This is a genomic window from Yoonia sp. BS5-3 (genome assembly GCF_038069655.2).
Lineage (GTDB): Bacteria > Pseudomonadota > Alphaproteobacteria > Rhodobacterales > Rhodobacteraceae > Yoonia > Yoonia phaeophyticola.
In genome coordinates this window covers 3,090,819-3,116,874 of sequence record NZ_CP150951.2, presented here as the reverse complement: position 1 = coordinate 3,116,874, position 26,056 = coordinate 3,090,819, and the positions used below count along the sequence as shown (strand labels likewise).

The 26,056-nt window shown below is 56.4% G+C and carries 24 protein-coding genes and 1 tRNA gene; 13 read left to right on the top strand and 12 right to left on the bottom strand.

The features are described 5' to 3' along the window. Positions 1 to 25 precede the first annotated feature (25 nt). A complete protein-coding gene (locus AABB29_RS15840; RefSeq protein WP_341365988.1) occupies positions 26 to 1,852 on the top strand; it encodes a phosphatidylglycerol lysyltransferase domain-containing protein in 1,827 nt (608 codons plus the stop codon). Between the two features lie 36 nt (positions 1,853 to 1,888). Continuing rightward, entirely contained in the window at positions 1,889 to 2,905 is a 1,017-nt protein-coding gene (gene bmt, locus AABB29_RS15835) for a betaine--homocysteine S-methyltransferase (protein WP_341365989.1), read from the top strand. A 61-nt stretch (positions 2,906 to 2,966) separates the two neighbouring features. Here bmt and AABB29_RS15830 read toward each other — a convergent pair whose 3' ends face one another. Beyond that, on the bottom strand, positions 2,967 to 4,055 hold the full coding sequence (locus AABB29_RS15830; RefSeq protein WP_341365990.1) for a PA0069 family radical SAM protein: 1,089 nt from the start codon (positions 4,053 to 4,055) through the stop codon (positions 2,967 to 2,969). A gap of 133 nt (positions 4,056 to 4,188) precedes the next feature. Between AABB29_RS15830 and AABB29_RS15825 the strand changes: the two genes are divergently transcribed. Genes AABB29_RS15825 through AABB29_RS15810 form a run of 4 tightly spaced genes read left to right on the top strand, consistent with a single transcriptional unit; the run spans position 4,189 to position 6,106 of the window. Then, the gene (locus tag AABB29_RS15825) at positions 4,189 to 4,896 is read left to right on the top strand and encodes a B12-binding domain-containing protein (RefSeq protein WP_341365991.1); all 708 of its coding nucleotides are present in this window, start codon (positions 4,189 to 4,191) and stop codon (positions 4,894 to 4,896) included. A 52-nt stretch (positions 4,897 to 4,948) separates the two neighbouring features. Next, positions 4,949 to 5,170, top strand: coding sequence for a hypothetical protein (locus tag AABB29_RS15820; RefSeq protein WP_341365992.1), 222 nt, complete (start codon positions 4,949 to 4,951; stop codon positions 5,168 to 5,170). Further along, entirely contained in the window at positions 5,151 to 5,486 is a 336-nt protein-coding gene (locus AABB29_RS15815) for a YbjQ family protein (RefSeq protein ID WP_341365993.1), read from the top strand. Before AABB29_RS15820 ends, AABB29_RS15815 begins: the two co-directional genes overlap by 20 nt. After that, the gene (locus AABB29_RS15810) at positions 5,483 to 6,106 is read left to right on the top strand and encodes a DUF1638 domain-containing protein (protein WP_341365994.1); all 624 of its coding nucleotides are present in this window, start codon (positions 5,483 to 5,485) and stop codon (positions 6,104 to 6,106) included. Before AABB29_RS15815 ends, AABB29_RS15810 begins: the two co-directional genes overlap by 4 nt. Before the next feature lie 75 nt (positions 6,107 to 6,181). Here the strand turns inward: AABB29_RS15810 and AABB29_RS15805 are convergent, their stop codons facing one another. Further along, complete coding sequence (locus AABB29_RS15805; RefSeq protein WP_373636619.1) at positions 6,182 to 7,408, bottom strand: MFS transporter; 1,227 nt, start codon at positions 7,406 to 7,408, stop codon at positions 6,182 to 6,184. Positions 7,409 to 7,501: 93 nt separating this feature from the next. Here AABB29_RS15805 and AABB29_RS15800 point away from each other — a divergent pair, with 93 nt between their 5' ends. Further along, positions 7,502 to 8,371, top strand: coding sequence for a LysR substrate-binding domain-containing protein (locus AABB29_RS15800; RefSeq protein WP_341365996.1), 870 nt, complete (start codon positions 7,502 to 7,504; stop codon positions 8,369 to 8,371). A gap of 519 nt (positions 8,372 to 8,890) precedes the next feature. Here AABB29_RS15800 and AABB29_RS15795 read toward each other — a convergent pair. From AABB29_RS15795 to purM, 4 genes are all read right to left on the bottom strand, one after another. After that, complete coding sequence (locus AABB29_RS15795) at positions 8,891 to 9,295, bottom strand: SufE family protein (protein WP_341365997.1); 405 nt, start codon at positions 9,293 to 9,295, stop codon at positions 8,891 to 8,893. A 75-nt stretch (positions 9,296 to 9,370) separates the two neighbouring features. Beyond that, positions 9,371 to 10,528, bottom strand: coding sequence for a ribonuclease D (rnd, locus tag AABB29_RS15790; RefSeq protein WP_341365998.1), 1,158 nt, complete (start codon positions 10,526 to 10,528; stop codon positions 9,371 to 9,373). 77 nt (positions 10,529 to 10,605) lie between these two features. Then, positions 10,606 to 11,208, bottom strand: a complete 603-nt coding sequence (gene purN / locus AABB29_RS15785; protein ID WP_341365999.1) for a phosphoribosylglycinamide formyltransferase — start codon at positions 11,206 to 11,208, stop codon at positions 10,606 to 10,608. After that, complete coding sequence (gene purM / locus AABB29_RS15780) at positions 11,205 to 12,245, bottom strand: phosphoribosylformylglycinamidine cyclo-ligase (protein ID WP_341366000.1); 1,041 nt, start codon at positions 12,243 to 12,245, stop codon at positions 11,205 to 11,207. Before purM ends, purN begins: the two co-directional genes overlap by 4 nt. Before the next feature lie 323 nt (positions 12,246 to 12,568). Here purM and AABB29_RS15775 point away from each other — a divergent pair. Further along, positions 12,569 to 12,645: transfer RNA gene (locus AABB29_RS15775), tRNA-Ile, on the top strand. 22 nt (positions 12,646 to 12,667) lie between these two features. Here the strand turns inward: AABB29_RS15775 and AABB29_RS15770 are convergent. After that, positions 12,668 to 13,651, bottom strand: a complete 984-nt coding sequence (locus tag AABB29_RS15770; protein ID WP_341366001.1) for an MBL fold metallo-hydrolase — start codon at positions 13,649 to 13,651, stop codon at positions 12,668 to 12,670. Positions 13,652 to 13,748: 97 nt separating this feature from the next. Between AABB29_RS15770 and AABB29_RS15765 the strand changes: the two genes are divergently transcribed. Both AABB29_RS15765 and AABB29_RS15760 read left to right on the top strand, forming a co-directional pair. Continuing rightward, on the top strand, positions 13,749 to 14,714 hold the full coding sequence (locus AABB29_RS15765; protein ID WP_373636618.1) for a LysR family transcriptional regulator: 966 nt from the start codon (positions 13,749 to 13,751) through the stop codon (positions 14,712 to 14,714). Positions 14,715 to 14,827: 113 nt separating this feature from the next. Then, positions 14,828 to 16,036, top strand: a complete 1,209-nt coding sequence (locus tag AABB29_RS15760; RefSeq protein WP_341366004.1) for an NADP-dependent isocitrate dehydrogenase — start codon at positions 14,828 to 14,830, stop codon at positions 16,034 to 16,036. Between the two features lie 94 nt (positions 16,037 to 16,130). On the opposite strand, the gene AABB29_RS15755 is transcribed toward AABB29_RS15760, so the two are convergent. Both AABB29_RS15755 and AABB29_RS15750 read right to left on the bottom strand, forming a co-directional pair. After that, entirely contained in the window at positions 16,131 to 16,967 is an 837-nt protein-coding gene (locus tag AABB29_RS15755) for a transferrin-binding protein-like solute binding protein (protein ID WP_341366005.1), read from the bottom strand. Positions 16,968 to 17,369: 402 nt separating this feature from the next. Then, positions 17,370 to 18,209: a hypothetical protein gene (locus AABB29_RS15750; RefSeq protein ID WP_341366006.1), complete on the bottom strand. Its 840-nt coding sequence runs from the start codon at positions 18,207 to 18,209 to the stop codon at positions 17,370 to 17,372. A 236-nt stretch (positions 18,210 to 18,445) separates the two neighbouring features. Here AABB29_RS15750 and typA point away from each other — a divergent pair, with 236 nt between their 5' ends. Then, positions 18,446 to 20,263, top strand: a complete 1,818-nt coding sequence (gene typA / locus AABB29_RS15745; protein WP_341366007.1) for a translational GTPase TypA — start codon at positions 18,446 to 18,448, stop codon at positions 20,261 to 20,263. 62 nt (positions 20,264 to 20,325) lie between these two features. Here the strand turns inward: typA and AABB29_RS15740 are convergent, their stop codons facing one another. From AABB29_RS15740 to recA, 3 genes are all read right to left on the bottom strand, one after another. Continuing rightward, the gene (locus AABB29_RS15740) at positions 20,326 to 20,613 is read right to left on the bottom strand and encodes a DUF1330 domain-containing protein (protein WP_341366008.1); all 288 of its coding nucleotides are present in this window, start codon (positions 20,611 to 20,613) and stop codon (positions 20,326 to 20,328) included. Continuing rightward, positions 20,610 to 23,258: an alanine--tRNA ligase gene (gene alaS, locus AABB29_RS15735; RefSeq protein ID WP_373636617.1), complete on the bottom strand. Its 2,649-nt coding sequence runs from the start codon at positions 23,256 to 23,258 to the stop codon at positions 20,610 to 20,612. Before alaS ends, AABB29_RS15740 begins: the two co-directional genes overlap by 4 nt. Positions 23,259 to 23,387: 129 nt before the next feature. Continuing rightward, the gene (recA, locus tag AABB29_RS15730) at positions 23,388 to 24,458 is read right to left on the bottom strand and encodes a recombinase RecA (protein ID WP_341366009.1); all 1,071 of its coding nucleotides are present in this window, start codon (positions 24,456 to 24,458) and stop codon (positions 23,388 to 23,390) included. Between the two features lie 183 nt (positions 24,459 to 24,641). Here recA and AABB29_RS15725 point away from each other — a divergent pair, with 183 nt between their 5' ends. Next, positions 24,642 to 25,238: a gamma-glutamyl kinase gene (locus AABB29_RS15725; RefSeq protein WP_341366010.1), complete on the top strand. Its 597-nt coding sequence runs from the start codon at positions 24,642 to 24,644 to the stop codon at positions 25,236 to 25,238. 20 nt (positions 25,239 to 25,258) lie between these two features. After that, positions 25,259 to 26,056, top strand: a complete 798-nt coding sequence (locus tag AABB29_RS15720; RefSeq protein WP_341366011.1) for an alpha/beta hydrolase — start codon at positions 25,259 to 25,261, stop codon at positions 26,054 to 26,056.

The window sequence follows — 26,056 nt, the reverse complement described above, 5'->3', positions numbered from 1 at the left end:
ATGGGTAACGCGTTCGGAGCCAGTCATGATTACCCCCGCAACCACACGCCCGCAGGCCCAGACAATATTGCGTATTGGCCTGCCGCTATTGATCTTACTGATTTGCGGCGGGCTTTTGTGGCAAAGGGTTACGGCGATGGATATCGGCGCGATCGGACAGGCAATCGGTCAGGTCACCCCGCTGCAATGGGCGCTGGCCGGGGTAGCCACATGGGGCAGTTTTCACGCGATCGGGCGTTATGACGCCCTATGGCACCGGGTCTTGCAAACCGGCATTGCCAGTTTCCCCGCAAGGCGGGCGGGCATTCAGGCCATCGCTATCGCGCAAACGCTTGGATTTGGGGCGATTACCGGCAGCCTGGTGCGCTGGCGGGCGTTGCCATCGCTTAGTCTGTGGCAGACGGCACATCTGACATTGGCGGTCACGGTCACCTTCACATCCTGCTGGGCGGCCTACGCGATTGGCGCGATCTGGTGGCTTGGCATCGATCCGGATAAGGCCGGGATATCACCCTTTATGATATTGATTATCTTCATGGTTTTTGGGTCCATCGTCGCAATCAGCTACCAAAAATTTACACCTGCTCTGTCGGGCCGCGATATCGGCACATTGGCAGGGCTTACGGCTGTCGACATGGCATGCGCGGCGCTCGCCCTTTACATTTTACTGCCTGCCGGAACAGGTCTGCCGTTTAGTACCGTTGCAGCGGCCTATGTCATCGCGCTGGGGATCGGGCTAATCTCAAACACACCGTGCGGTGCGGGGTCCTTTGATCTGACCGTGCTGGCGCTGGTGCCGTTGGATGCGCCCGAGCCGCTGGTGGCCGCCCTGCTGGCCTTTCGGATCGTCTATTACCTTGCACCGGCTTTGATTGCACTGATCGGGCTGGCCCGGCCGGGCGCGGCACCCAACGATCCGGCAGACGGCCCCGCAAGCTGGGGGTTGGCCAGACAATCCGGCGCATTGCAGGGTGGTTGGCATCTGGGCTGGCTGCCGGGGCTGACGCTTAGTTTTGGCGCCCATCCATCCGTGCAGGCGAAATCCCGTAAAATCAACGCCTTGAACACGGACGCGCATTTCCACGGACGGATCGCGGTGCTTTATAATTGCGACCGGCGCATGGCCAAGGCGGCGCGCGATCTGGGCTGGCATGTCAGGCGCACCGCGATGGAGGCGATGATCCGCCCGCAAACCTGGTCAACTGCGGGGGGCAAACGCCAAACGCTGCGCCGCAAACTGCGCAACGCCGCGCAGGCCGGCGTGACCATCACCAAAGCCGGAGCTGATTTGCCCATCAAAGAGATGGATCAAATCGCACGGGCCTGGGCGATATCCCACGGCGGCGAGCTTGGGTTTTCCATGGGACGCTACACGCCTGCCTACGTCCAGGACCAGCATGTCTTTTTAATCAAAAACGACGCGCAACTTATTGGTTTTGTGACATTTCACGGTAGCAAAGACGATTGGGTATTGGATCTGATCCGACATGTCCACAACACCCCGGATGGCGCAATCCAATGCGCCATTACCGCTGCAATCGGCAGCGCGAAGGCGGCGGGCGTCACGCATCTGTCGCTCGCCTGCGCCCCTGACCCGCGCTACACGCCCGCTTTCTGGTCAAAACGGCGGGCCGGTCTGATCCAATTCAAACGCAGCTTCGGGCCGATCTGGGTGCCCCGCTATCATGCCGCGCCGAACCGTGCCACATTCTGGCTTTCCGGGATGATCATCGGGATCGCCATCTACCGACCGCTTGCGAATATGCCCTTTAGACTGGGTCGCATGCTGCGGAAAATGCGCAATTCCGCGGTCAGGGGCCGCTTTCCAATTGAACTTGGCCGTCATTCGTGACACGTGACACCCGCATTCACAAAAGGTCCTGATCCCATGACAAACGCATTGTCCGAGCTGCTGAAATCCCGCGACTGGCTATTAGCGGATGGCGCGACAGGGACAAACCTGTTCAATATGGGGTTGATGTCAGGCGACGCGCCTGAGCTGTGGAACGTGGATGAAATCCAAAAGATTACAACGCTTTACAAAGGGGCCGTTGACGCCGGAAGCGATATCTTCCTGACCAATAGTTTTGGCGCCAATGCCTCGCGGCTGAAGCTGCATAACGCCGAGAACCGCGTGCATGAGCTGAACAAAGCCGCCGCCGAGATCGCCCGCGACGTGGCCGATAGCGCCGACCACCCCGTTGTTGTGGCCGGTTCTGTTGGCCCGACCGGCGAAATCATGTCCCCTATGGGCAGCCTGACCCATGAAAGCGCGGTTGAGATGTTCCATGAACAAGCCGAGGGCCTTAAGGCGGGCGGCGCAGATGTGCTGTGGGTCGAAACGATCAGCGCCAGCGAAGAATTCGCCGCAGCCGCCGAGGCATTTGCCCTTGCGGACATGCCCTGGTGCGGCACGATGAGCTTTGACACCGCCGGGCGCACCATGATGGGGCTGACCTCGGCTGACATGGTCAAAAAAGTCAACAAGATCGACTACCAACCCATTGGTTTTGGGGCAAATTGCGGCGTTGGAGCGTCTGATCTGTTGCGGACGGTACTTGGCTTTAGCAGCGCGGGGGCCAGCCTGCCGGTTATTGCCAAGGGGAATGCGGGAATCCCGAAATACCATGACGGCCACATCCATTATGATGGCACGCCAGAGCTAATGGCCGATTACGCCGTCCTTGCCCGCAATTGCGGTGCAACGATTATCGGCGGCTGTTGCGGGACGACACCGGACCACTTGCGCGCCATGCGTGCCGCGTTGGAAACCCAGCCAAAAGGCGACGCGCCTTCGCTTGAGGAAATCACCCAGGCGCTTGGCGGATTTTCATCGGAATCGGACGGCACAGACGGCGCAGGACCTGCCGCCGCACCACGCCGCGGTCGCCGCCGCCGGGGCTAAACCAGCACCTGCAACAATGCGTACAGAAGCTGTACAGATTCTGTACATACGCTGTGCCTGTTTAGAACAGATCGAGCTGATCACCCGGCGCCGGTGGCTTGGCGAACAAATCGGTACGTAGCGGCGGCAAAGACCGATCCAGACCCAGCTTGCGGGTCGCCAATTGAAACCGCTGCCGGATCATTGCTGCCCATGCGCCCTGCCCGGTCATCCGTGATCCGAAATTCGGATCGTAGTCTTTTCCACCATGCAATTCGCGCACACGGCCCATCACCCGCGCGGCGCGGTCCGGATAATGGGCGGTTAACCAGTCGCGAAACAGCCCGGCCACCTCACGCGGCAATCGCAACACGATAGATGAGGCCGCCACCGCACCGGCATCATGGGCGGCCTCTAAAATTGCCTCGAGCTCGTGATCGGTCAGCGCGGGCACAACCGGTGAGACCATGACCCGCACCGGCACCCCCGCATCTGTCAGCCGGCGGATCGTGCGCAGTCTTGCCGCAGGTGACGGAACCCGGGGCTCCATCGCGCGCGAGGTCTTGGGATCAAGCGTGGTGATCGATATGCCCACACGCGTCAGCCCTTTCGCAGCCATCGGCCCCAGAATATCGATATCCCTTTCAATCAAGGCCCCTTTGGTCACGATACCGACAGGATGATTGAAATCGCGCAAAACACCCAGCACCTCACGCATGATTTGCCGTTCTTTTTCAATCGGCTGGTAAGGGTCTGTGTTTGTCCCAATGGCGATCATCGCAGGGCGATAGCGCGGGTTGGAAAGCTCTTTGCACAACTGCGCTGCCGCATTCGGCCGGGCAATCAACTTGGTTTCAAAATCAAGCCCCGGGGACAAGCCCAGATACGCGTGGCTGGGTCGGGCAAAACAATAGATACACCCGTGCTCACAGCCGCGATAGGGATTAACCGAGCGATCAAAGGACAGATCGGGCGAGTGATTGCGGCTGATCGCCTGACGCAGCCGTTCTTCGGTCACATCAGTGCGCAGGACGGGAAGCGGTTCATCTTCGTCAATGTCCCAGCCATCATCAACGGCCTCGACAGCGATCCGGTCGTAGCGAATATCTGGATTTGTCATCGCAGCGCGCCCCGGACGGCGGTGCTGCGGCCTTATCGGATATTGGGACATAATCGTTATTAGAACATTTCATGAACCCAAACAATGGTAGGTCGGTGCCGTATATGCGAATGTCGCAATTGTGTTGGTAGATTGTAGCGTTCGCGCGCACTACTGAGACAACGATCAATGCAAGAGGCCCGGCATGTCTGACGAAGAAGATGACATCATCCTAGCGGAACTGAACGACGAAGATCTCGTCGCCCAAATGTTTGATGACCTTTATGATGGTATGAAGGAAGAAATCGAAGAAGGCGTGCAGATCCTGCTGGGTCGCGGCTGGGAGCCTTACAGGGTTCTGACCGAGGCGCTGGTTGGCGGCATGACCATTGTTGGCAATGACTTTCGCGACGGGATCCTGTTTGTCCCCGAGGTGCTGCTGGCCGCTAATGCGATGAAGGGTGGCATGGCCATCCTCAAACCGCTTCTGGCCGAAACCGGTGCACCCCGCGTCGGCAAGATGGTCATTGGCACAGTCAAAGGCGACATCCACGATATCGGCAAAAACCTTGTGTCGATGATGATGGAAGGCGCGGGTTTCGAAGTGGTTGATCTGGGGATCAACAATGCGGTCGAATCCTATCTCGAGGCGCTTGAGGCCGAAGACGCCGACATTCTGGGCATGTCCGCCCTGCTGACCACGACCATGCCATATATGAAAGTGGTGATTGATACCCTGGTCGAAAAAGGCATGCGTGACGATTACGTCGTGTTGGTTGGCGGTGCGCCGCTGAATGACGAATTCGGCAAGGCTATTGGCGCTGATGCCTATTGCCGCGATGCAGCGGTGGCCGTGGAAACCGCGAAATCCTTTATGTCCCGCAAGCATAACCAGGGGGGCGCACGGGCCTGATCTTTTATCATGCGGCCTGCATACCTATCTGTCCTAAGAAGGGAGATGTTACATGCCGCTTGATAAATTCGTCCTGATCATTGTCACTGTGATCGGGGGCGCCGCCTTGACTGTTTATGTCGGGCTCGCCCTTGTTGCCAGCATGCAGCTGCCGCCGCTTCTGGGCTTTGGCATTTGTAGTGTCATCGCCCTTGGCGCCTATGTCTTTTGGCGCGTGATTGCCGAACGTGTCGGCAATGAGGAAGATGATCACTATGACAGGTTCGAAAACTAAGATGTTGATTTGCACAACAGATGGCGTGGCCGGACGCGAAATTCACCAGGTGATTGGTTTGGTACGCGGTTCAACCGTGCGGTCAAAACATGTGGGAACCGATATCGTTGCGGGGCTGAAAAGCATCGTTGGCGGCGAGATGACGGGCTATTCGTCGTTGATGGCCGGCGCGCGCGAACAGGCGCTTGACCGGATGGTTGCCGATGCCCAGGCGATGGGCGCCAATGCGGTGGTTGGATTTCGGATGGAAACCTCTTCCATCATGGCTGGCGCGTCCGAGATCGTGGCCTATGGAACCGCTGTCAAATTGTCATGACAGATGATGCGGCCCTGACCAGTGATGGGTTATCGCCCAGTGGCACGGGCCGTGTTTTATTGATTGCCTGCGGTGCTTTGGCCCGCGAAATTCTTGACCTGAAGCGTCTGAACGGGTGGGACCATCTGGACCTGCAATGTTTGCCGGCCATCCTGCATAATCACCCAGACCGTATCGTCCCTGCCGTCAGACAAGCCGTCGCCAAATATCGCGCAGACTATGCCCAGATTTTTGTGGTCTACGCCGATTGCGGCACGGGCGGGCTGTTGCAGGCTGCATGCGCCGAGATGGGGGTTGAGATGGTGCCCGGCCCTCATTGCTATGCCTTTTTCGAAGGCACTGATGCATTTGCCGCGCGCGGCGAGGTGACAGCGTTCTACCTGACCGATTTTCTGGTCCGCCAGTTTGATGCCTTCGTATGGGAACCTTTGGGCCTCGACCGCCATCCTGACCTGCGCGAGATGTATTTCGGAAACTACGAAAAGCTGGTGTATCAGGCGCAAACGGATGATCCGGCGTTGACAGCAAAGGCTGAAGCCTGCGCGGATCGGTTAGGCCTGACCTTTGAGCGGCGTTTTACAGGCTATGGGGATTTGACGAAGGTTCTGGCGGGAGTTTAGCTGGAATATGGGCGAACGGAACAACGTCTGGTTTGAGCCCAAAGTGTTGGACGCTGCACACAGTCCGAAAGGGTGCTATGCCGCTGTCTTGCCTGTTGCGTGGGCTTTCAGGAATAAAGTTAAGACGCTTGCGACAACCGCGAGCCAGACAGAGCCCGTCCAAACAAGATCGTAAGTCTGCGTTACGGTAAACAAATAGCCACCGGCGAAGGCTCCCATTGCGCCACCAATCGCATGCCCGGCTGAGATTAGCCCCATCGCAAGGCCCATCATCTTGATGCCGACGTGGTTTGCCACCAAACTCGCGGTAACTGGCACGGTCGAATAATCGACTGCCCCAAACAGAATGGCGAACAAGAATAGCATTTCAATAGAGGTGCCGGGAATGCTTCCAAGCAGCATGAATGTCAGTGCACGCAGCAGGTATATTGCGGCAAGAAGCATTGGACGATTAACCCGATCTGTTAGCCAACCGGCCCCGATCATTCCGATCAGGTTCACCAAAGATAACAGGCCATAGGCGGTTGCGCTTGGAATAGGAGGAAAACCGCAAAACGCAGCAAAGGGCAACAAATGGGTTTCGATCACGCCGGTTGTGGTGAACCCACATATCAGAAAGCTCCAAAACAGGATGTGAAAGGCTGGTTTTTGTACGATCACGGCCAGGTCTTGCCGCATGGTTGAGGGGGCATCGTTTGGCTCGTTCTCTTCTTCCGGCGGAACATCTGCCCGCAAGCTCATGCGGATACAGGGGATCAGGGCAAGACTGGCGAGTGACAACGCCCCAAAACTCCAACGCCAGCTTGCAAACGCCAAAAGGGCCGCGATCAACGGTACGATCAAAAACTGACCACCTGTGGCCCCCGATGTGCCGATCCCTGTTGCCAGCCCTTGGTTGTCTGAGAAGTTGCGGGTGACAGCCGTGGCCACAACATGCGTGGCGACGATACCAAATCCTACGGCGCAGAACCCCGCAAAGCCGATGATGAACATCAGCTTTCCATTCATCAGTGCCACGATTGCGCACCCCAGCCCCAGCAAACCCATGCCAAGGTTAAGTGTGAATTGCGAGCCACGACGATCCACTAACCGCCCAGCAAAAGGAGCGACAATTGCCATAACCACAAGTGCGGTAGCCCCGACGCCGGAGATATAGCTGCTGGTCCAGCCGAACTCTGCTTGCCAAACAGGCATGATCAATCCCAACGCGGCGCGACTGGAAAAGGCTAGCGACAGTGCTAAAAATCCGAAAACGACAACAGTCCAGTTTTGTTGGGGTTGGTCGGGGGCGGTTTCTGACATATGGGGTCTCCTTGTCTCCACTCGATGCCACAGAAGTTTCAGTGTGACGAACGAGAAGCTGGTTAAATCACTTTAGCTGACCTAAAGTTATTTATGACCATACGTATCCAAGACCTCCACACATTCCACGTCGTTGCGCGCGCTGGCACAATGCAGGATGCTGCCCATGAACTTGGTGTTACGCCCGGTGCAATCAGCCAGCGGATACGCGCCGTAGAAGACCGTCATGGCTTACGGCTCTTTACCCGTAGCAAAAATGGTCTCTCGCTGACAGCGGCAGGACTGGCGCTTCAGTCTGACGTCAGCGCGGCATTCGCGACGATTGAAGCCGCTGGCAAAAAACACTTTTCTAGTCATAGAAATGCAATCCGTATCAGCACATCCGCGACCTTTGCCCATTCCATGCTAGTGTCCAGTCTTGGGCGGTTTGCCGAGGCGCATCCGAGGATCAGGGTATCGGTGGAAACCGAAGACCGTTTGGTAGACCTCAGATCAGAACCGGTTGATCTTGCGATCCGCCACGGGCTTGGCACCTATTCGGGCATGAGATCTGAATGGCTGTGTGCGCCAGAACTGGTGCTTGTCGCGAGCCCGGCATTGCTGGAACAGAGTGGGCGGCCAAACGATCCGTCCGAATGCCTGCGTCATAAATTGTTGCCTGACGCCACAGGCAAGGATTGGTCGATCTGGTTTGAAGCGCTGGGGATTGATGCCAGCGGGGCAACCTATGGTCCGCAATATGGCAATGACTTTCTGACGGTCAAAGCTGTGATCGAAGGCCAAGGCCTCGCTCTGCTAAGTGATATCTATGTAAAAGAAGGCTTGGCATCCGGGCAGCTGGTACGTGCCTTGGATGTCACATGGCCGACGGCCTTCGCATATTACGCCGTCGCCCTTGCAGATAGCTACGAAAAACCCTGTGTCTCAACTTTTGTCAAATGGCTCAAGAAGGATATGGGATAGATGTTCGGCCCAAAGCCGACATTAGCGCAGCAGCAGCGAATTCACCCTTTGTCCGCAGGTTCGCCGTCAGAATAACTGACTTGAACGTCTGCGTCGCGCTGGCGGAGGTCAACTGTTCAATATTTTCAGATGTTGACGGTACTGTCCTTGTAGCAGACGGCCATCATATCCTGTCCTGCCACCAACAATGGCTTTCTTGACAGTGCTTCGAGCCGACCAAGGAAATGAGTATGCGTGACGCTAAGTGATCTTGGCGTCGCCACGCTCGGGAACATAACGCCTCTGGCGATCCGGTAAGGTAACGAAGCGCCAAATGGTATATTGGTGTAATCCAATCCACAACTTTGTCCGATTTGCCTGTTTTGGCAGGCAATTACCCCGCCTTTGTCACAACTCTGTGACTGGACGGTCCGAATTTTGGGTTGGCAAATCCTGGTAGGGCTAAACAACAAGCCGCCGATTTACGCAGAGTTGATCAGAGAGATCGGCTTTGTCCGCCAAGCCGACGCTCCGCCCTGCCTAACCAGCCGCCGTTTCTCTGATCCGCTCGACCATCGCGCGCAGTCCGTTGCTGCGTTGCGCTGACAAATGGTCGTTCAGCCCAAGCCGCCCCAGTTCAGCGGCTGCATCGATTTTCACAACATCCGCGACCGGTTGATTGTTATAAAGCGCCAGCAGCACCGCGATCAGACCGCGCACGATCATCGCGTCGCTTTCCCCGCGAAAGGTGAACACCCCGTCCTTGATCTGCGGGACCAGCCAGACCTGGCTGGCGCAGCCATCGACCTTGGTGGCTGGTACTTGCAAAGCAGGCTCAAGCGCGGGCATTGCCTTGCCCATGTCGATCACATGCCGATACCGGTCTTCCCAATCATCGAGGAATTCAAATGTCTCGACCAAATCTTCAAATTCTGGGTTTGCCATGGGCCTGCGTGTCCAAGTTTTGATTGCCCCGATAGGTAGCGATATTCGTGCCGGGGTGAAACCCCGTCGGTCCGATCACAGGTTTACGGTGACAACCTTTTGGCCTTTCACGGCCAACCCAACCTGCCCCTCACATAAGCGCAACGCGTCATGGCCAAAGACCTCGCGCCGCCAGCCCTTGAGCGCGGCGACGTCCCGTTGCCCTGCCGCCATCGCGTCCAGATCCGCCGACGTCGCGACCAGTTTTTGCGCAACCCCTTCGCTATCAGTTTTGGCTTTCAAAAGAACGCGCAGCATATCGGCCAGCGCCGGGTTCACCTGAAGCTTGGCCCGCCGTGCATCGACTTTGGGCAGATCATCATTGGGCACCGCAAGCCCGGCTTTGATGCTGTCCAGAATACCCGCCGCGATATCACCCTTGCGCGCCTCACGCAAAAGAAGGCGCGAACGACCCAGGTCTTTTTCGTCCTGCGGCTTGGTTGAGGCAAGCTCGACCAGCGCGTCATCCTTAAAGACCCGGTTGCGCGGGATGTTGCGTTCCTGCGCATAGGTTTCACGAAAACGGGCCAATTCACGCACGATCGCCAGAAAGCGGCCTGACGTGGTGCGGGTTTTGACCCGTTTCCAGGCATCTTCGGGGTTGGTGATATAGGTGTCAGGGTCGTTCAGCACATCCATTTCTTCGGTCACCCATTTCTTACGACCGGATTTTTGCAGCTGCGCTGACAGATGCTCATAGATGTCGCGCAGATGGGTGACGTCACCAATGGCATATTTTGCCTGCGCATCGGTCAGCGGCCGCCGGGACCAATCGGTAAAGCGCGATGACTTATCCAGATCGGATTTGGCGATCTTGCGCACCAGCGTCTCATACCCGACCTGTTCGCCAAAACCGCAAACCATAGCCGCAACCTGTGTGTCAAACAGCGGCGCAGGGATCAGGCCCGCATCAACATAGAAAATCTCAAGATCCTGCCGGGCGGCATGAAACACCTTCACGATGCCAGGGTCACGGAACAGATCATAAAGCGGCTCAAGCGAAAGATCATCGACAAGCGGGTCAACCAACGCCGCATCCGCGCCGTTTTCGTCCTGATAGGCCAGCTGGACAAGGCAGAGTTTCGAATAATAGGTGCGTTCGCGTAAAAACTCTGTATCGACCGTTACATAGGGCCGCTTTGCCGCCTCTTTACAGAATGCCGCGAGCGCCTCGGTCGTCGTGATCTTCTTCATTCTTGGTCCGTAACTCGTTCTTGGCCCCCGCCTTAAGTCCGCCTACATAGGCGATTGCGTTGGTAAAAGATAGACGGTCAGCTGGACTGTTGCAGGAAAACGGGTGTGCGGTCCCCGGTGACGTAGCGACGCAGCACCGCCGGGTAAAGCTGATGCTCAAACGGAAGAACCCGTGCGGCAAGGCTTTCGGCTGTATCATCGGGGCCGATCTGGATCTCGGCCTGCCCCAGAATTGGGCCATCATCGAGGTCTGCTGTGACCTCATGCACCGTGCAGCCATGGGTCTTATCGCCTGCCTCAAGCGCACGCGCGTGGGTGCGGAGCCCTTTGTATTTGGGCAGCAATGAGGGATGGATATTCAGCATCTGCCGATCCCATTTGGCCATGAAATCGGCCCCCAAAATGCGCATGAACCCGGCCAGACACACAATGTCCGGCTTGGCCGCAATCAAGGCGCTGTGCAGCGCATCGTCAAACGCGGCCCTGTCTTTGCCAAAGGCTTTGTGATCAATGGCTTGCGTCGGAATGCCCATGGCCTGCGCCTTGGCCAGCCCGCCCGCATCCGGATCATTGGACAACACCAAAACCGGACGCCCCGGATGATCGCCCGTCATCGACTGGGCCAGCGCCACCATGTTTGAGCCCCCGCCAGAGAGCAGAATTGCAACGCGTTTGTTCACAAAAGTGCGCCCGAATAGCTGATGCTGTCGCCTTTCGTGACATGGCCAAGGGCATGGACCGTCTCACCGGACGCGCGCAGCAATTCTGTCAGGTTATCGGCCTGCGCTGCATCCACGACCAGAACCATGCCGATCCCTGCGTTAAAGGTCGTCAGCAGCTCAGCCTGCGCCAGACCGCCGGTTTTGCACAGCCATGCAAAGACAGGCGGCAGATCCCATGTGTTCAGGTCGATCGCGGCGCCGTGCCCCTCTGGCAGCACGCGCGGCAGGTTTTCCGTCAAGCCGCCGCCTGTGATATGGGCCAGCCCATGCACGCCCCCTGCCCTGATCGCAGCCAAGGCCGGTTTGACATAAAGCCGCGTTGGCGCCAGCAACGCGGCCCCCAGCGTGTCATCGGTAAAGGGAGCGTCATCATCCCAGCTGAGGCCGGACATATCGACAATCCGGCGCACCAGCGAATAGCCGTTTGAATGCACCCCGTCCGATGCAAGCCCAAGCAAAACATCGCCTTCCTGCACATCGGCGGGCAAGGCCGCGCCGCGCTCCATCGCGCCGACCGAGAAACCGGCCAAATCAAAATCGCCAGCGCCATACATGCCTGGCATCTCGGCCGTCTCGCCGCCAATCAATGCGCAGCCCGAAGCGCTGCAGCCTGCGGCGATCCCTTCGATGATCCGGGTGGCCTGATCCAGCTCAAGCTTGCCAGTGGCGAAATAGTCAAGGAAAAACAAGGGCTCTGCCCCTTGGCAGACCAGATCATTGACGCACATCGCCACCAGATCGATCCCGATCGTGTCAACATTGCCGGTATCAATTGCAATCCGCAGCTTGGTGCCCACCCCATCCGTGGCCGCAACCAGCACCGGATCGGTATATCCGGCGGCTTTGAGATCAAACAAAGCGCCAAAACCGCCAAGGCCCGCCATCACGCCGGGGCGCGCCGTCTTTTTGGCTGCGGGCTTGATCCGCTCGACCAGCGTGTTTCCTGCGTCAATATCGACGCCCGCATCTGCGTAGGTCAGGCCATTTTTTATCATCAGGGCACCCCGTTTATCTGTTGCATGTCCGATAGCGGATGGCCCAACGCGGCGCAACGGGATGCAAAGGACATAAGACAAATAATATTGATTGATTACACCCTTCGTTAACACTTTTGGGGCATCTAGGTGTTGAGACGAAAGCGCCCTCCTCATGTTCTTTCAAGTCTCTGGGTTTCGCGGCGGCGGTTGTTATTTTGCAACCGCCGCCTTTCATTTTGACGTTCTGGACGCGGGGCGCATCGTTGCCCCGCGATTTGTATATCCGCCGATGCAACAGCGCTTGACCCACCTGAACCATCTGGTAATCCCTGTGAGCAAGGGGGCCTGTAGCTCAATTGGTTAGAGCAGAGCGCTCATAACGCTTTGGTTGGGGGTTCGAGTCCCTCCGGGCCTACCACTTTCCCCAGATGTATGCATCGTCAGCCGTGATAAGACGCTGGTGCCGGGATATACCGATAGCTATCGCCACTGCGTTCGACATAACCGAGCGATGGGAAATCCAAATGCATACCCCCAACGCGCAAACGATCCGTTGCAGCCATATCCAGCAGGTTTTTGCGCGTTTGTGCCGCAGCGCCGTGATCGGCATCAAAGATAACCCCCCAATCGGGATGCGCGAACTGAAACGCCGGAAGGTGAACGGCGTCACCCCAGATTAATAGATGTTCGTCACCATCACTGATCAAAAGCCCCATATGCCCCGGTGTATGACCGGGCAAAGGAATTGCCGTAACGCCCGGCGCGATATCTGTCTGACCTTGCATGGGGATCCCTTCAAACACGTCGCGATAGGGCTGGATCAAACCGCGCGCCAAATCGATATTTGGCTGAAACGCGGCTGGCAGTGCGTTGTAAACTTCATCTGAAAAGGTGAAATCCCACTCTGCTTGGGCTGCAATCAAACGGGCACCCGGCAAGCGTGCCGCCCCGGTAGTTATATCAGTCAGCCCCGCAACGTGGTCGCCATGCATATGTGTCAGAAAGACCGAATCGATCATATCAGGCGTCAAGCCTGCCAGTGCCAGTGACTGCTGCCAGCGGCCGACCGTAGGCGCCATTGCTGGGGGTGCACCGGTATCCACGGCGATGATCCGGTCCGCGGTCTTGATGATATATCCGTTAATGCTGATCTTTGACGTTTCTGCATCAAAGTGTTTGTAAGCGCCCGCAGCGGCGGCGGCACCTTCACCGGCATCAAAGCCCGTAATGATGCCATTGGGCAACGGCGCAAACCCATCCCACAGCGCGATTACCTCGATATTTCCGACAAAATCGCGGCGAATATCCCCGCCGAGGATCGGGGCCTGTTGCGGCTGCGCGGCAGCAGTATTGGCCGAAATGATGGCGGGCGCAGCCAGTGCAGCTGCAGCGCCTGTAAACAAGTGACGACGAGAGAGTGTCATGGATTTATCCTTGATTGTTTGACAACAACCCATAACTAATTTCGGCATGCAGGCCCGATTAGGGGGCCTTTCATTATATGGGGTATAAGCATTTCTTATGTATAATATCGCCCAACTGAGAAGCATGGCCGCCGCGATTGAGGCTGGTTCGCTTAGCGCTGCAGCACGTAACTTGGGATTGACCCAACCCGCCGTCAGCCAACATCTGCAACAGCTTGAGCAATCCATGGGCCGTCAATTGATCGTCCGCATACCGCGTGGGATCCGCCCGACCCGTGCAGGCGAGATTGCATATGCCCATACCAAGGACGTGCTGCGCAGATTTGACGATATGGACAAGGCGCTTGATGCGCTGGATGGAACGATTTCCGGCACGCTACGTTTCACAACAAATATCATTTTTTCTCAGACAGTTGCTGCGCAGTTCTTCAGTGAAATGCGGCGCCGCGCACCCAAGCTGAAAGTTGAAATCATCCCCAGCGACGACCTGCTGGATATCGAAGCAGAAGAGATTGATCTTGCCTTGCGTGGCGGCACAGGCGGGAATGGCAGCGGGGTGATCCGCCGCATCGGCACCATCAAAGGCGTCTTGGTCGCAGCCCCGCAATATCTGGACCGTGTTGGACGCCCCCAAACACCCGCCGATCTGATCAATCTCGACTATGTGCAATATCTTGAGGACCCCACTGAAGACAGCCTGCCCCTTTTTGACGCCGATGGCGTCGAAATCGTCGCGCCGATAAAACTGGCCTTTGCGGCGCGCAGCCCCAATTTGCTGCTCCAAGCGGTGCAAGACGGGTTAGGCTTTGTCAAAGCACCGTATTTTTACGTCCGCGAGCAGATCAATACCGGCGTGTTGAACAGGGTACTGCCCGCATATCTTTGTGAAGGTAAGCCGCTCTATTTGGTTCAGACACCCGATCAGGCCCAAAGTCTGCGCAATCAATTGGCGCGCGACGTCCTGTTTTCCATTCTGGATCAAACCGATGGGCTAAGCCTGACCACGAGCGCCCGAAAAGAGCTGGAACAAACCAACCCGGCAAATTCGACCGAGACGCGCTGACACGAACGCAGGAATCGCCATAAAACCTGTATACAAGTGCATACCACCTTTCCGTTTGGTTTGATTTCGGTTATGGCCGCGCCAGACCATATCTAATTTATGCGGAGGGACATATGTCCAAGATTAAGGTAGAGAACCCCATCGTCGAAATGGACGGCGATGAAATGACCCGGATCATCTGGGATTTCATCAAGAAAAAGCTGATCCTGCCCTATCTGGATGTTGATCTGCTCTACTACGATCTGGGCATCGAAGAGCGTGACCGCACCGAAGACCAGATCACAATCGACGCCGCCGAGAAGACCAAAGAAGTTGGTGTTGCCGTCAAATGTGCGACCATCACCCCTGATGAAGCCCGCGTTGAAGAGTTCGGCCTGAAAAAGATGTGGCGTAGCCCCAATGGCACGATCCGCAACATCCTTGGTGGTGTTGTTTTCCGCGCCCCGATCATCTGTTCCAACGTTCCGCGTCTGGTGCCAGGCTGGACCCAGCCGATTGTCATCGGTCGTCACGCCTTTGGTGACCAATACCGCGCCACCGACATGAAATTCCCCGGGCCGGGCAAGCTGTCGATGAAATTTGTCGGCGAAGACGGCACCGTAACCGAGCACGAGGTCTTTGACGCCCCATCCGGCGGTGTGTTCATGTCGATGTATAACCTCGACAATTCGATCCGCGACTTTGCCCGCGCATCCTTGAACTATGGTCTGAACCTTGGCTGGCCTGTCTACATGTCCACCAAGAACACGATCCTCAAGCAATATGATGGCCGCTTCCTGGAGCTGTTCCAAGAAGTCTATGAGCAAGAGTTCGAAGCAGACTTCAAAAAAGCCGGCATTACGTATGAGCATCGCCTGATCGATGACATGGTTGCTTGTGCCATGAAATGGAATGGCGGCTTTGTCTGGGCCTGTAAGAACTATGATGGTGACGTGCAGTCTGACACCGTGGCGCAGGGCTTTGGCTCGCTCGGGTTGATGACATCGCAGCTGATGACGCCCGATGGTAAAGTGGTTGAGGCCGAAGCCGCCCACGGCACCGTGACACGTCACTATCGCCAGCACCAGGCGGGTCAGGCGACCTCGACCAACTCAATCGCGTCGATCTTTGCCTGGACCGGCGGGCTCAAGCACCGCGCCAAGTTGGACAGCAATGCGCAGCTGACCAAATTTGCAGAGACACTGGAAAAGGTCATCGTGGACACCGTCGAAAGCGGCTTCATGACCAAAGATCTGGCCCTGCTGGTTGGCCCCGATCAGAAATGGTTGACCACCGAAGGGTTCCTTGAGAAGATCGATGAGAACCTGAACGCGGCGATGTAAGCTCGCAGGCAGAATACAAAAAGGGCCGCAGTGATGCGGCCCTTTTTTGTTTTGTAGTCAGCACTGAGCAGTCGGCCATCAAGCGCAAGTCCCTTCAAGGCGTGATGACAAATGTACCAGCACCAAGGTAAAGATCTTCGTCTACTTCAATGTTGATCTCCAAGATGCCACCCAGCTCATCAGCGTTTGGGCCATAGAAGGTCGCATCGACTTCTGACACACTGTCGGCGCAACCTTCCAGGCATTCCAGATCGCCGCTGATCCCGTTTCCAAACAGCTCAAGCTGGCTGGCATCCATTGTGACATCGGTTGTACTGTTCAGGACCCCATCTAATTCGAAATCTGCAGCATCTGCAGTGAAATCTACAACGACCGTAATATCGCCCTCATATGCGACCAGTGTTGTGGAACCATCAAGACTACCGGCCACCTGGAAATCTCCGGAATATGTTACTGATCCGGTTCGCGCATCCACCGTGTCGGGATTAGTTTCGAAACCCAATACGTAGGACGCCCCTCCGTTTATATCACTCATTTCCGAAACAGTTGCATCAAGCGCTGCAGCATATGTTCCCGACTGGCTTGAATCGTAGGTAAGACGCACATCTTGCCCATTCGCCAGCTTTCCTACACCGTCCGTAATGACAACGGTTTCGCCAAAGATCTCAATGGTTCCATCCAGATCCCCATTAAAAAAGCCTTCATCCAGCGTTATGGTCGCAGTTGTGGCACCCGTATCATCACCGGTCTGAAAATTTGCTGACCTCATCGTGACCGCGGCACCTTCCGCATCAGAAAGTTCTTGGCCGAGAGCGCCATAATCAAGGCCGTTCGTTCCCGGCGTTGCATTGGCTTCGCTACTGCTGTTACTGCAAGCTGAAACACCCAAAATAGCTAACAAAAAAACCTGAGAAGAAATACGTAAGTTCATATACATCAGTCCTTATCTTCAATTTGGCGTTCTTCGCCATGCCAATTGTTATAAAGTCGATAAAGACTGCTACTAAGTCGATTTACACCCTATGAGAGGTTTCTTGCTGATGCACGTTTCGCGGGTCTCCTGCGTTCTATTTTCCAGACGGGCACGTCTGTCACAATTGTTCCCCCTGGTGTGGCAGCAAAAGAAACGAAGACGTCCCAATCGCGGTGTCCGCCACATCTACAGGCAACATGCATCAGGGTTCGTGCTCGTTGATATCGATCAGAAACGTCCGACCACCAAATGTTCGTTTAGCAGACGGATGAGAACCAGAACGTGGCGAAGTAAGCCTTCGTTCAGTGACAAAAAAAGGCCGCAGTGATGCGGCCCTTTTTTTTGTCGTTATGTTCAAAATCAGGGAGTAATGACAAATGTCCCCACACCATCATAGGTCCCCACCCCGGTCACGCTCACATCAATGATCAAAACGCCCCCTAATTCATCAACATCGGGGCCATAGAAGGTCGCATCGACTTCGGACGCACTGCCCGAGCAGCCAAGATCGCAACCAAGATCGCCGCTGATCTGGTTGCCAACAATATCAAGGCCATCCCCACCAAGATCAACATCTGTTGACCCGTCCAAAACGCCGTCAAAAGTGAAATCCGCTTCATCACTGTCAAAATTCACAACGACGGTCAGACCGCCTTCGTATTCTGTCTGCGTGGTTGATCCACCGACACTGCCGGTCGCCTGAAAGTCACCAACATAGGTCAATGACCCTGTCCGGGCATCAACCGTTGTTGGATTGGTTTCAAATCCGAAGACATATGCGCCTTCGCCATTGATATCATTCAGGCTCGACACGGACGCTTCGACCGCTGCGGCATAGGTACCCGAACGGCTATCTTCATATGTCAATCTGACTTCTTCGCCTGTCGTTAGCGACCCCACGCCGTCCGTGATCGTCACCGTTTCGCCAAAGATCTCGATTGTTCCGTCGAGGTCACCGTTGAAGAACCCTGAATCTACGGTGATGGTCGCGTCCGAGATGCTGGGCCCGCTGCCAACCTGAAAAGTGCCAGCGCTCATCGTTACGGCGTTGCCCTCGGCATCGGACAGTTCTTGCCCGACGGCACCGAAGTCCAGACCATTACTACCGGCAGTGCCACCGCCGCCCCCGTCGCTACTGCCACAGGCCGACAGGCCCACCAACGCGATGCATGCAAACGGGGCAACAAAACAATTCTTCATCAAGATATTCCTGTACAGCGGCTGTCTTTGCTTCGATCCATTGTTAATCACTTTATGCGGCTAAAAATAGGCAACATCGTTCAGGAAGGTGCTTAATCGGAACTTTCCTGCGCATCGTGCATCAAAAGCGGCGCTAGGCCCCCCGGTTTTGGGGCCAAAACGATCATAATAAGGGCTAGTATTTGCTGCAATTGCACGGTATCCGCGCGGCAACTTACCCAAAAGGCAAAACCGTAATGGATATCCGCAATATCGCGATCATCGCGCACGTTGACCACGGCAAGACGACACTTGTTGACGAACTTCTCAAACAATCCGGTGTCTACCGTGAAAATGAGGCCACGCAAGAACGCGCGATGGACAGCAATGACATCGAACGCGAACGCGGCATTACGATTCTAGCCAAATGTACATCGGTCGAATGGAAAGGCAGCCGGATCAACATCGTTGATACCCCCGGCCACGCCGATTTCGGCGGCGAGGTTGAGCGGATCTTGTCCATGGTCGACGGTGTCGTTTTGCTGGTGGATGCCGCCGAAGGCCCCATGCCGCAGACGAAATTTGTGACTTCTAAAGCCCTAGCCTTGGGCCTGCGCCCAATTGTCGTGGTGAACAAGGTCGACAAGCCAGATGGTGAGCCGGACCGCGCCGTTGACGATTGTTTTGATCTGTTTGCCGCCCTTGAGGCCAATGATGATCAGCTTGATTTCCCGACGATGTTTGCCTCAGGCCGGTCTGGCTGGTGCGATCACGAACTGGACGGCCCCCGCGAAAACCTAGATGCGTTGTTTGATCTGATCATTGATCACGTCCCCACCCCCAAACAGATTGAACGCAAGGATGAGCCGTTTCAGATGCTCGCCACCACCCTGTCTGCCGATCCGTTTATCGGCCGCATTCTGACCGGTCGGGTTGAGGCTGGCACATTGAAGGCAGGCGACACGATCAAGGCCATGTCACGCACAGGCGAGAAGATCGAACAGTTCCGGGTGTCAAAGATTTTGGCCTTCCGCGGTTTGCAGCAACAACCCATCGATGTGGCCGAGGCGGGCGATATCGTCACCGTCGCCGGTATGACCAAAGCAACCGTGGCCGACACGCTTTGTGATCCGTCTATCGAAGAGCCGATCCCGGCCCAACCAATTGATCCGCCCACCATCACCGTGACCTTTGGCATCAATGACAGCCCGCTGGCTGGCAAGGACGGCAAAAAGGTGCAATCCCGCGTCATCCGTGACCGGTTGATGAAAGAGGCCGAAGTCAACGTAGCCATCAAGATCGAAGATACCCCCGGCGGCGACGCCTTTGAGGTGTCAGGTCGTGGCGAATTGCAGATGGGCGTTTTGATCGAAAACATGCGCCGTGAAGGGTTTGAGCTGTCGATCTCGCGCCCGCAGGTGATTTTCACCGAAATCGATGGTGTCCGCCATGAACCCGTCGAGGAAGTCACCATCGATGTGGATGACGAATACACGGGCGTTGTGGTCGAAAAGCTGACCGGCCCGCGCAAGGGCGAGTTGACTGAAATGAAACCCGCCGGTGCGGGCAAAACCCGCATCATCGCCCGCGTCCCGTCACGGGGCCTGATCGGCTACCACGGCGAGTTCTTAACGGACACCCGTGGCTCTGGCGTGTTGAACCGCCTGTTTCACGGCACCACCCCCTATAAAGGCAAGATCGAAGGCCGCAGACAGGGTGTTCTGATTTCCATGGAAAACGGTACCTCAGTCGCCTTCGCCCTGTGGAACCTGGAAGATCGCGGCAAGATGTTTATCGGTGCGCAGGAAGCTGTCTATACCGGTATGATCATCGGCGAACACAGCCGTGAGAATGATCTGGAAGTGAACCCGCTGAAAGGCAAAAAGCTGACCAACGTGCGTGCCTCTGGGACAGATGAAGCCGTGCGTCTGACCCCGCCAACCATCATGTCATTGGAACAGGCGATTGCCTATATTGATGATGATGAGCTGGTGGAAGTTACACCAAACGCAATCCGGCTGCGCAAGCGCTATCTGGATCCGCATGAACGGAAACGGCAATCCCGCGCAGGGTGAGCCGACAAAATTTTACTAAAATTTTGGCCCAGACTTTTTCAAAAAGTCTGGGTCCGCTGTCTCTACTGAATTTCTTCGACGATCGACAATTCGCGTTGCGACGCACCTTTGGCAAAGCCAAGCGCCTCTTGATAGGCCTCCGAGTAATAGCAATCATGGGCCGCCTGCAAGCTGGGGAACCGTGCCACCACATTGCGCGGCCGGTCAGGTCCTTCCAGCTGTTCATAGGCCCCGCCGCGCGCCAAGAAGACGCCTTGGTGCTCCGCAATAGCGACTGTCGCGCGCTTTGCATATTCACCGTAGGCGACTTCGTCGGTCACGGTCACATGGGCTATCCATAGGGCTGTCATAGGGTCTCCAATACCTGTTTTGCGGCCGCAATCGCCGCATCTGCATTCTGGGCCGAGGCGCCGCCGCCTTGGGCCATATCCGGGCGTCCGCCGCCGCCTTTCCCGCCCAGTTCCGGGGTTGCCGCGCGCAAGATATCCACCGCCGAGATCCGGTCCGTCAGGTCGCTTGTCACGCCTGCGGCCACGGCAGCTTTGCCGCCCGTATCCGCGATCAAAAGCACGACGCCAGAGCCGACCTTTTCCTTGAATTGATCCACCAGTGACGGCAGGTCTTTGCCCGATACGCCGGTCATGACCTGCCCCATGAAGCAGACGCCATTGATCTCGACTTGGGTGGCATCATCACCACCGCCGCCCATGGCTAATTCGCGCCGCAGCTGAGCGACTTCGTTGCTTAGCGCCTTGCGTTCGTCCAGCAATGCTTTGACCCGGTCGGCGACCTCGGTCACCGGGGCTTTTAAGGCCGCAGCCGCTTGCCCCAACCGCGCGTCCTGCAGGCGCAGATGGTCAAGGGCCGCTTGGCCCGTCAACGCCTCAATCCGGCGCACGCCCGCACTGGAAGCACTGTCGCTAAGCGTCACGAAGGTGCCGATCTCGCCCAGCTGTTTGACATGGGTGCCGCCGCAAAGCTCAAGCGAATAAGTATCGCCCGCCGTGCCCTTGCCAGACCCAGCTTGACGGCCCATGGACACAACGCGGACCTCGTCGCCGTATTTCTCTCCAAAGAGCGCCTGCGCCCCAAGTGCACGCGCGTCATCTGGCGTCATGATCCGGGTTTCGACCGGGCTGTTCTGCCTGATCACCGCGTTCACATCCCGTTCGACCTGCGCCAATTCGTCAGACGTCAGCGCCTTCGTATGGCTGAAATCAAACCGCAGCCGGTCCGGCGCATTAAGCGACCCGCGCTGCGCGATATGATCACCCAAAACGTCGCGCAGGGCCTCATTCAGCAAATGCGTCGCCGAATGATTGGCCTGAATATCGGCGCGGCGTGCGGCATCCACCGACAGTTCAGCCCCCTGCCCCTTTTGCAAGGTCCCTTCGGTCACCGTCGCAAAATGCACATAAAGTCCGGCAACCTTTTTGGTATCGGTCACTTTGGCCGTGCCGGTTTCGGCTTTCAGCGTACCCGCATCACCAACCTGACCACCGGCCTCGGCGTAGAATGGGGTTTGGTTCAGCACGATCTGCACTTCGCCCGTACCCTTGTCGGCGGTTGCGCCATCCGTGACGATAGCAACAATTTCGCCCTCGGCGGTCAGCGTGTCGTAGCCCAGAAAGTCGGTGCTGCCCGACGCGTCGGCAATGTCGAACCAAATCGCACTATCTGCGGCCTCGCCCATGCCAGACCATGCCGCACGCGCCTTAGCCTTTTGCGCGGCCATGGCGGTGTCGAACCCGTCGGTATCGACTGTGCGGCCCTTTTCGCGCAGCGCATCCTGGGTCAGATCAAGCGGGAAGCCATAGGTATCATAGAGCTTAAACGCCGCCTCGCCCGGCAGCGCTGCATCCTCGGCCAGCCCCGCCAATTCGTCATCTAACAGCTTCAAGCCCCGGTCGAGCGTTTGCTTGAACCGCACTTCCTCGTTCAACAGCGTTTCTTCGATCAGCCGTTGACCCAGCCCAAGCTCCGGATAGGCGGCCCCCATCTGCTGTACCAAGGCTGGCACCAGCTGATGCATCACAGGGTCTTTCGCACCTAGCAAATGGGCATGGCGCATCGCCCGCCGCATGATCCGACGCAGCACATAGCCGCGCCCTTCGTTTGACGGCAGCACACCTTCGGCGATCAGGAAAGAGGTCGAGCGCAGGTGATCCGCGATCACCCGGTGATGCACATTCTGGTCGCCAAACGGATCGGTCGAGGTGGCATGCCCCGAGGCCGTCATTAGTGCCTGAAACAAGTCAGTGTTGTAATTGTCGTGGCTGCCTTGCAAAAGCGCGGCGATGCGTTCCAGCCCCATACCGGTGTCGATCGACTGCATCTCAAGCGGTTCCAACCGCCCGTCCGCATACTGTTCGTTTTGCATGAAAACGACGTTCCAGATCTCAATGAACCGGTCGCCATCTTCCTCGGGCGAGCCTGGGGGGCCGCCCCAGATGTGATCGCCATGATCATAGAAAATCTCGGTGCACGGCCCACAAGGTCCCGTTGGACCCATCCGCCAGAAATTGTCATCGGTGTCGATGCGAATGATCCTGTCTTCGGGCACCCCGACGGATTTCCAAATCTCAAATGCTTCATCATCGGTGTGGTAAACCGTTGTCAGCAAACGGGATTTGTCGATGCCGAACTCTTTCGTCACCAGCTCCCAGGCAAAAGGGATTGCTTCTTTTTTGAAGTAATCGCCAAAGCTGAAGTTTCCCATCATCTCAAAAAAAGTATGGTGACGGGCGGTGTAGCCCACGTTATCCAGATCGTTGTGCTTGCCCCCAGCGCGCACGCATTTCTGTGCCGAAGTCGCGCGCTGGTAGTCGCCGCTTTCCACACCGGTAAACCGGTTCTTGAACTGCACCATCCCCGAATTGGTGAACATCATGGTCGGGTCTTTGCGCGGCACCAGCGGGCTGGAGGCCACGACCGCGTGACCCTGCTTTTCAAAGTAGGACAGAAAGGTCGATCGGATATCAGCGAGGCTGGACATGGTGCAATTCCAAAGATGCGTTACATTGAAAGCGAGAAATAGCCCCGTGCCCCTGTACTGTCCACAGTATCATGCAAAAAGGGCACCGCCGCAGCGATGCCCTTTGTTTTGTAAAACTTGCCGTAGGGTTTAGGATTCAACCAAATCGTCGCTGCTGCCTTCGGGCAAATCAAAATCCAACCCATGCGCGGCGCGGATTTTATCCTCAATTTCCAGGGCAATAGATGTGTTCTCTTTCAAGAACAGCTTGGAGTTTTCACGCCCCTGCCCGATCCGCTCATCACCGTAGCTGAACCACGCACCGGATTTTTCAACAACGCCAGCTTTGACCCCCAGATCAAGGAGCTCGCCCATCTTGGAAATACCTTCGCCATACATAATGTCAAATTCGACCTGTTTGAATGGCGGGGCCACCTTGTTTTTCACAACCTTGACGCGGGTGGCATTACCGACGACTTCATCGCGGTCCTTCAGGGCACCAATCCGACGGATGTCCAAACGCACGGACGCATAGAATTTCAATGCATTCCCGCCGGTCGTCGTTTCGGGCGAGCCGAACATGACGCCAATTTTCATCCGGATTTGGTTGATGAAAATCACCATACAGCCCGAGCGATTGATCGAACCGGTCAATTTGCGCATGGCTTGGGACATCAGCCGGGCATGCACACCGACGCTGCTGTCGCCCATATCGCCTTCCAGCTCAGACTTTGGCGTCAATGCGGCCACAGAATCAACGATGACCATGGTGACGGCGCCAGAGCGCACCAGCGTGTCCACAATCTCAAGCGCCTGTTCGCCCGTGTCGGGCTGCGAAATCAGCAACTCGTCCAGATCAACACCCAGTTTCTTCGCATAAGTGGGGTCCAGCGCATGTTCGGCATCGACAAAGGCGCAAACACCGCCCTTTTTCTGTTCCTCTGCAATCGCATGCAGGGTCAGCGTGGTTTTCCCAGACGATTCTGGTCCGTAAATCTCAATAATGCGGCCCTTGGGCAGACCACCAATGCCGAGGGCGATATCAAGGCCCAGCGACCCGGTCGAGGTCGACTCGATATCCGCATTGGGGTTATTTTGCCCTAGTTTCATGATCGAGCCCTTACCAAACTGCCGTTCGATCTGGGCCAGCGCGCTTTCCAGCGCTTTTTCTTTTTCCGCGGTTTTCTTATCAGTCATTTGTAGGAGATCTGCCGTTGCCATATGTCCTGTCCTTATTTCACGCGCCCGACGAGGCGGCAATCACTGCTTTGTTCTTGTTGCGTTCTCATTCGTTAATGAGATCAAAACAGGAACATTGCAACATAAATTTTCGTTGTTCACCTTTGGCCAATACTGGTTAAAGTTTGGTGTACGGATAAAGAGTGCGCGAAGGATACATAGCAAATGCTTGTTTTCTGGAAAGAAAATCTGGTTCTGCTTGCAGTACCCAAGACCGGATCAACGGCGCTCGAAGGCGCATTGGCGCCGCGATCATCCATGGTGCTGCGTGATCCGCCACATCTCAAACACGCGCCCTGTTATCGCTACAAGCGATTCCTGCGGCCGTTTTTTGTACAAGCGGGCGGGCAAACACCCGAGCTGATGGCCGTGGTCCGCAATCCCATTGATTGGCTGGGTAGTTGGTACAGATACCGCACGCGTGACGATCTAATTGGGCATGAAAACAGCACCCGCAATGTCAGCTTTGATGAATTTGTTCTGGAATATTGCAAAGGCAGCCCGGCCCCTTTTGCCAATGTCGGTTCACAAAACAAGTTTTTGCGGATCAATGACGGTCAGGTCGGGGCCGAGCATTTGTTTCAATATGAACAATGGGACAAGGTCATCGCTTATCTCGAAGAGCGGCTGGATGTCACAATTACGTTGAAGCAGAAGAACGTATCGCCCAAGATGGATTTGGAATTATCCGATGCGGTCGCCGCCAAGTTGAGACAAAAGCGCGCCGCCGAATTTGAAATATGGGAATTAGGCAGACGATAACTGCCAGGAAGGACCCGATTATGCCCTATGCTGACCTAAACGGTGCACATATTCACTATACTGACAGCGGCGGGGATGGGGATGTGATCGTCTTCGCGCATGGGTTGCTGTTCAGCGGCAAGATGTATGACGCGCAGGTGGCGCATTTTTCGCCCAATTATCGCTGCATCACATTTGATCATCGTGGTCAGGGCCAAAGCGGCGTTACCAAAGATGGCTACGATATGGACACGCTGGCCGAAGATGCCGTTGCCCTGATCAAACATCTGGAATTGCCACCTTGCCATCTTGTCGGGCTCAGCATGGGCGGTTTCGTCGCGATGCGCATCGCCGCCCGTCACCCTGAGCTGCTGAAAAGCGTGACCTTGCTGGATACTTCTGCCGGGGCAGAGCCGAAGAATAACAAGCCCAAATACTGGCTGTCGAACCTGATCGCCCGCATCTTTGGCCTTTGGGCTGTCACCAGCAGCGCGATGAAGAACCTCTTTGGCCAGACCTTCCTGAATGATCCTGCACGCAAAGCCGAAAAGGATAAATGGTGGCACGAGATCGCGGGCGCCAGCAAAACCGGGGTGACACGCGCCGTAACAGGGGTGATCAACCGGCCCGCCTGTTTTGATCTTTTGGGTCAGATCACCCTGCCCGTGGGTGTCGGTGTTGGCGCCGAAGATATCGCCACCAAACCCGAAGAGGCCGAGGCAATTCATGCGGCCATCGCGGGTTCAACCCTGACGATTTTCGAAGGATCAGGTCATTCATCCTCCATCGAAACGCCGGAATTGGTCAATGATCTGATCACGCAGACCATCAACCGATAA

Coding starts and splice junctions, on each gene's coding strand:
- AABB29_RS15840 (WP_341365988.1), top strand. CDS start 26: ATGATTACCCCCGCAACCACACGCCCGCAGGCCCAGACAATATTGCGT.
- bmt (WP_341365989.1), top strand. CDS start 1,889: ATGACAAACGCATTGTCCGAGCTGCTGAAATCCCGCGACTGGCTATTA.
- AABB29_RS15830 (WP_341365990.1), bottom strand. CDS start 4,055: ATGTCCCAATATCCGATAAGGCCGCAGCACCGCCGTCCGGGGCGCGCT.
- AABB29_RS15825 (WP_341365991.1), top strand. CDS start 4,189: ATGTCTGACGAAGAAGATGACATCATCCTAGCGGAACTGAACGACGAA.
- AABB29_RS15820 (WP_341365992.1), top strand. CDS start 4,949: ATGCCGCTTGATAAATTCGTCCTGATCATTGTCACTGTGATCGGGGGC.
- AABB29_RS15815 (WP_341365993.1), top strand. CDS start 5,151: ATGACAGGTTCGAAAACTAAGATGTTGATTTGCACAACAGATGGCGTG.
- AABB29_RS15810 (WP_341365994.1), top strand. CDS start 5,483: ATGACAGATGATGCGGCCCTGACCAGTGATGGGTTATCGCCCAGTGGC.
- AABB29_RS15805 (WP_373636619.1), bottom strand. CDS start 7,408: ATGTCAGAAACCGCCCCCGACCAACCCCAACAAAACTGGACTGTTGTC.
- AABB29_RS15800 (WP_341365996.1), top strand. CDS start 7,502: ATGACCATACGTATCCAAGACCTCCACACATTCCACGTCGTTGCGCGC.
- AABB29_RS15795 (WP_341365997.1), bottom strand. CDS start 9,295: ATGGCAAACCCAGAATTTGAAGATTTGGTCGAGACATTTGAATTCCTC.
- rnd (WP_341365998.1), bottom strand. CDS start 10,528: ATGAAGAAGATCACGACGACCGAGGCGCTCGCGGCATTCTGTAAAGAG.
- purM (WP_341366000.1), bottom strand. CDS start 12,245: ATGATAAAAAATGGCCTGACCTACGCAGATGCGGGCGTCGATATTGAC.
- AABB29_RS15770 (WP_341366001.1), bottom strand. CDS start 13,651: ATGACACTCTCTCGTCGTCACTTGTTTACAGGCGCTGCAGCTGCACTG.
- AABB29_RS15765 (WP_373636618.1), top strand. CDS start 13,749: ATGTATAATATCGCCCAACTGAGAAGCATGGCCGCCGCGATTGAGGCT.
- AABB29_RS15760 (WP_341366004.1), top strand. CDS start 14,828: ATGTCCAAGATTAAGGTAGAGAACCCCATCGTCGAAATGGACGGCGAT.
- AABB29_RS15755 (WP_341366005.1), bottom strand. CDS start 16,967: ATGAACTTACGTATTTCTTCTCAGGTTTTTTTGTTAGCTATTTTGGGT.
- AABB29_RS15750 (WP_341366006.1), bottom strand. CDS start 18,209: ATGAAGAATTGTTTTGTTGCCCCGTTTGCATGCATCGCGTTGGTGGGC.
- typA (WP_341366007.1), top strand. CDS start 18,446: ATGGATATCCGCAATATCGCGATCATCGCGCACGTTGACCACGGCAAG.
- AABB29_RS15740 (WP_341366008.1), bottom strand. CDS start 20,613: ATGACAGCCCTATGGATAGCCCATGTGACCGTGACCGACGAAGTCGCC.
- alaS (WP_373636617.1), bottom strand. CDS start 23,258: ATGTCCAGCCTCGCTGATATCCGATCGACCTTTCTGTCCTACTTTGAA.
- recA (WP_341366009.1), bottom strand. CDS start 24,458: ATGGCAACGGCAGATCTCCTACAAATGACTGATAAGAAAACCGCGGAA.
- AABB29_RS15725 (WP_341366010.1), top strand. CDS start 24,642: ATGCTTGTTTTCTGGAAAGAAAATCTGGTTCTGCTTGCAGTACCCAAG.
- AABB29_RS15720 (WP_341366011.1), top strand. CDS start 25,259: ATGCCCTATGCTGACCTAAACGGTGCACATATTCACTATACTGACAGC.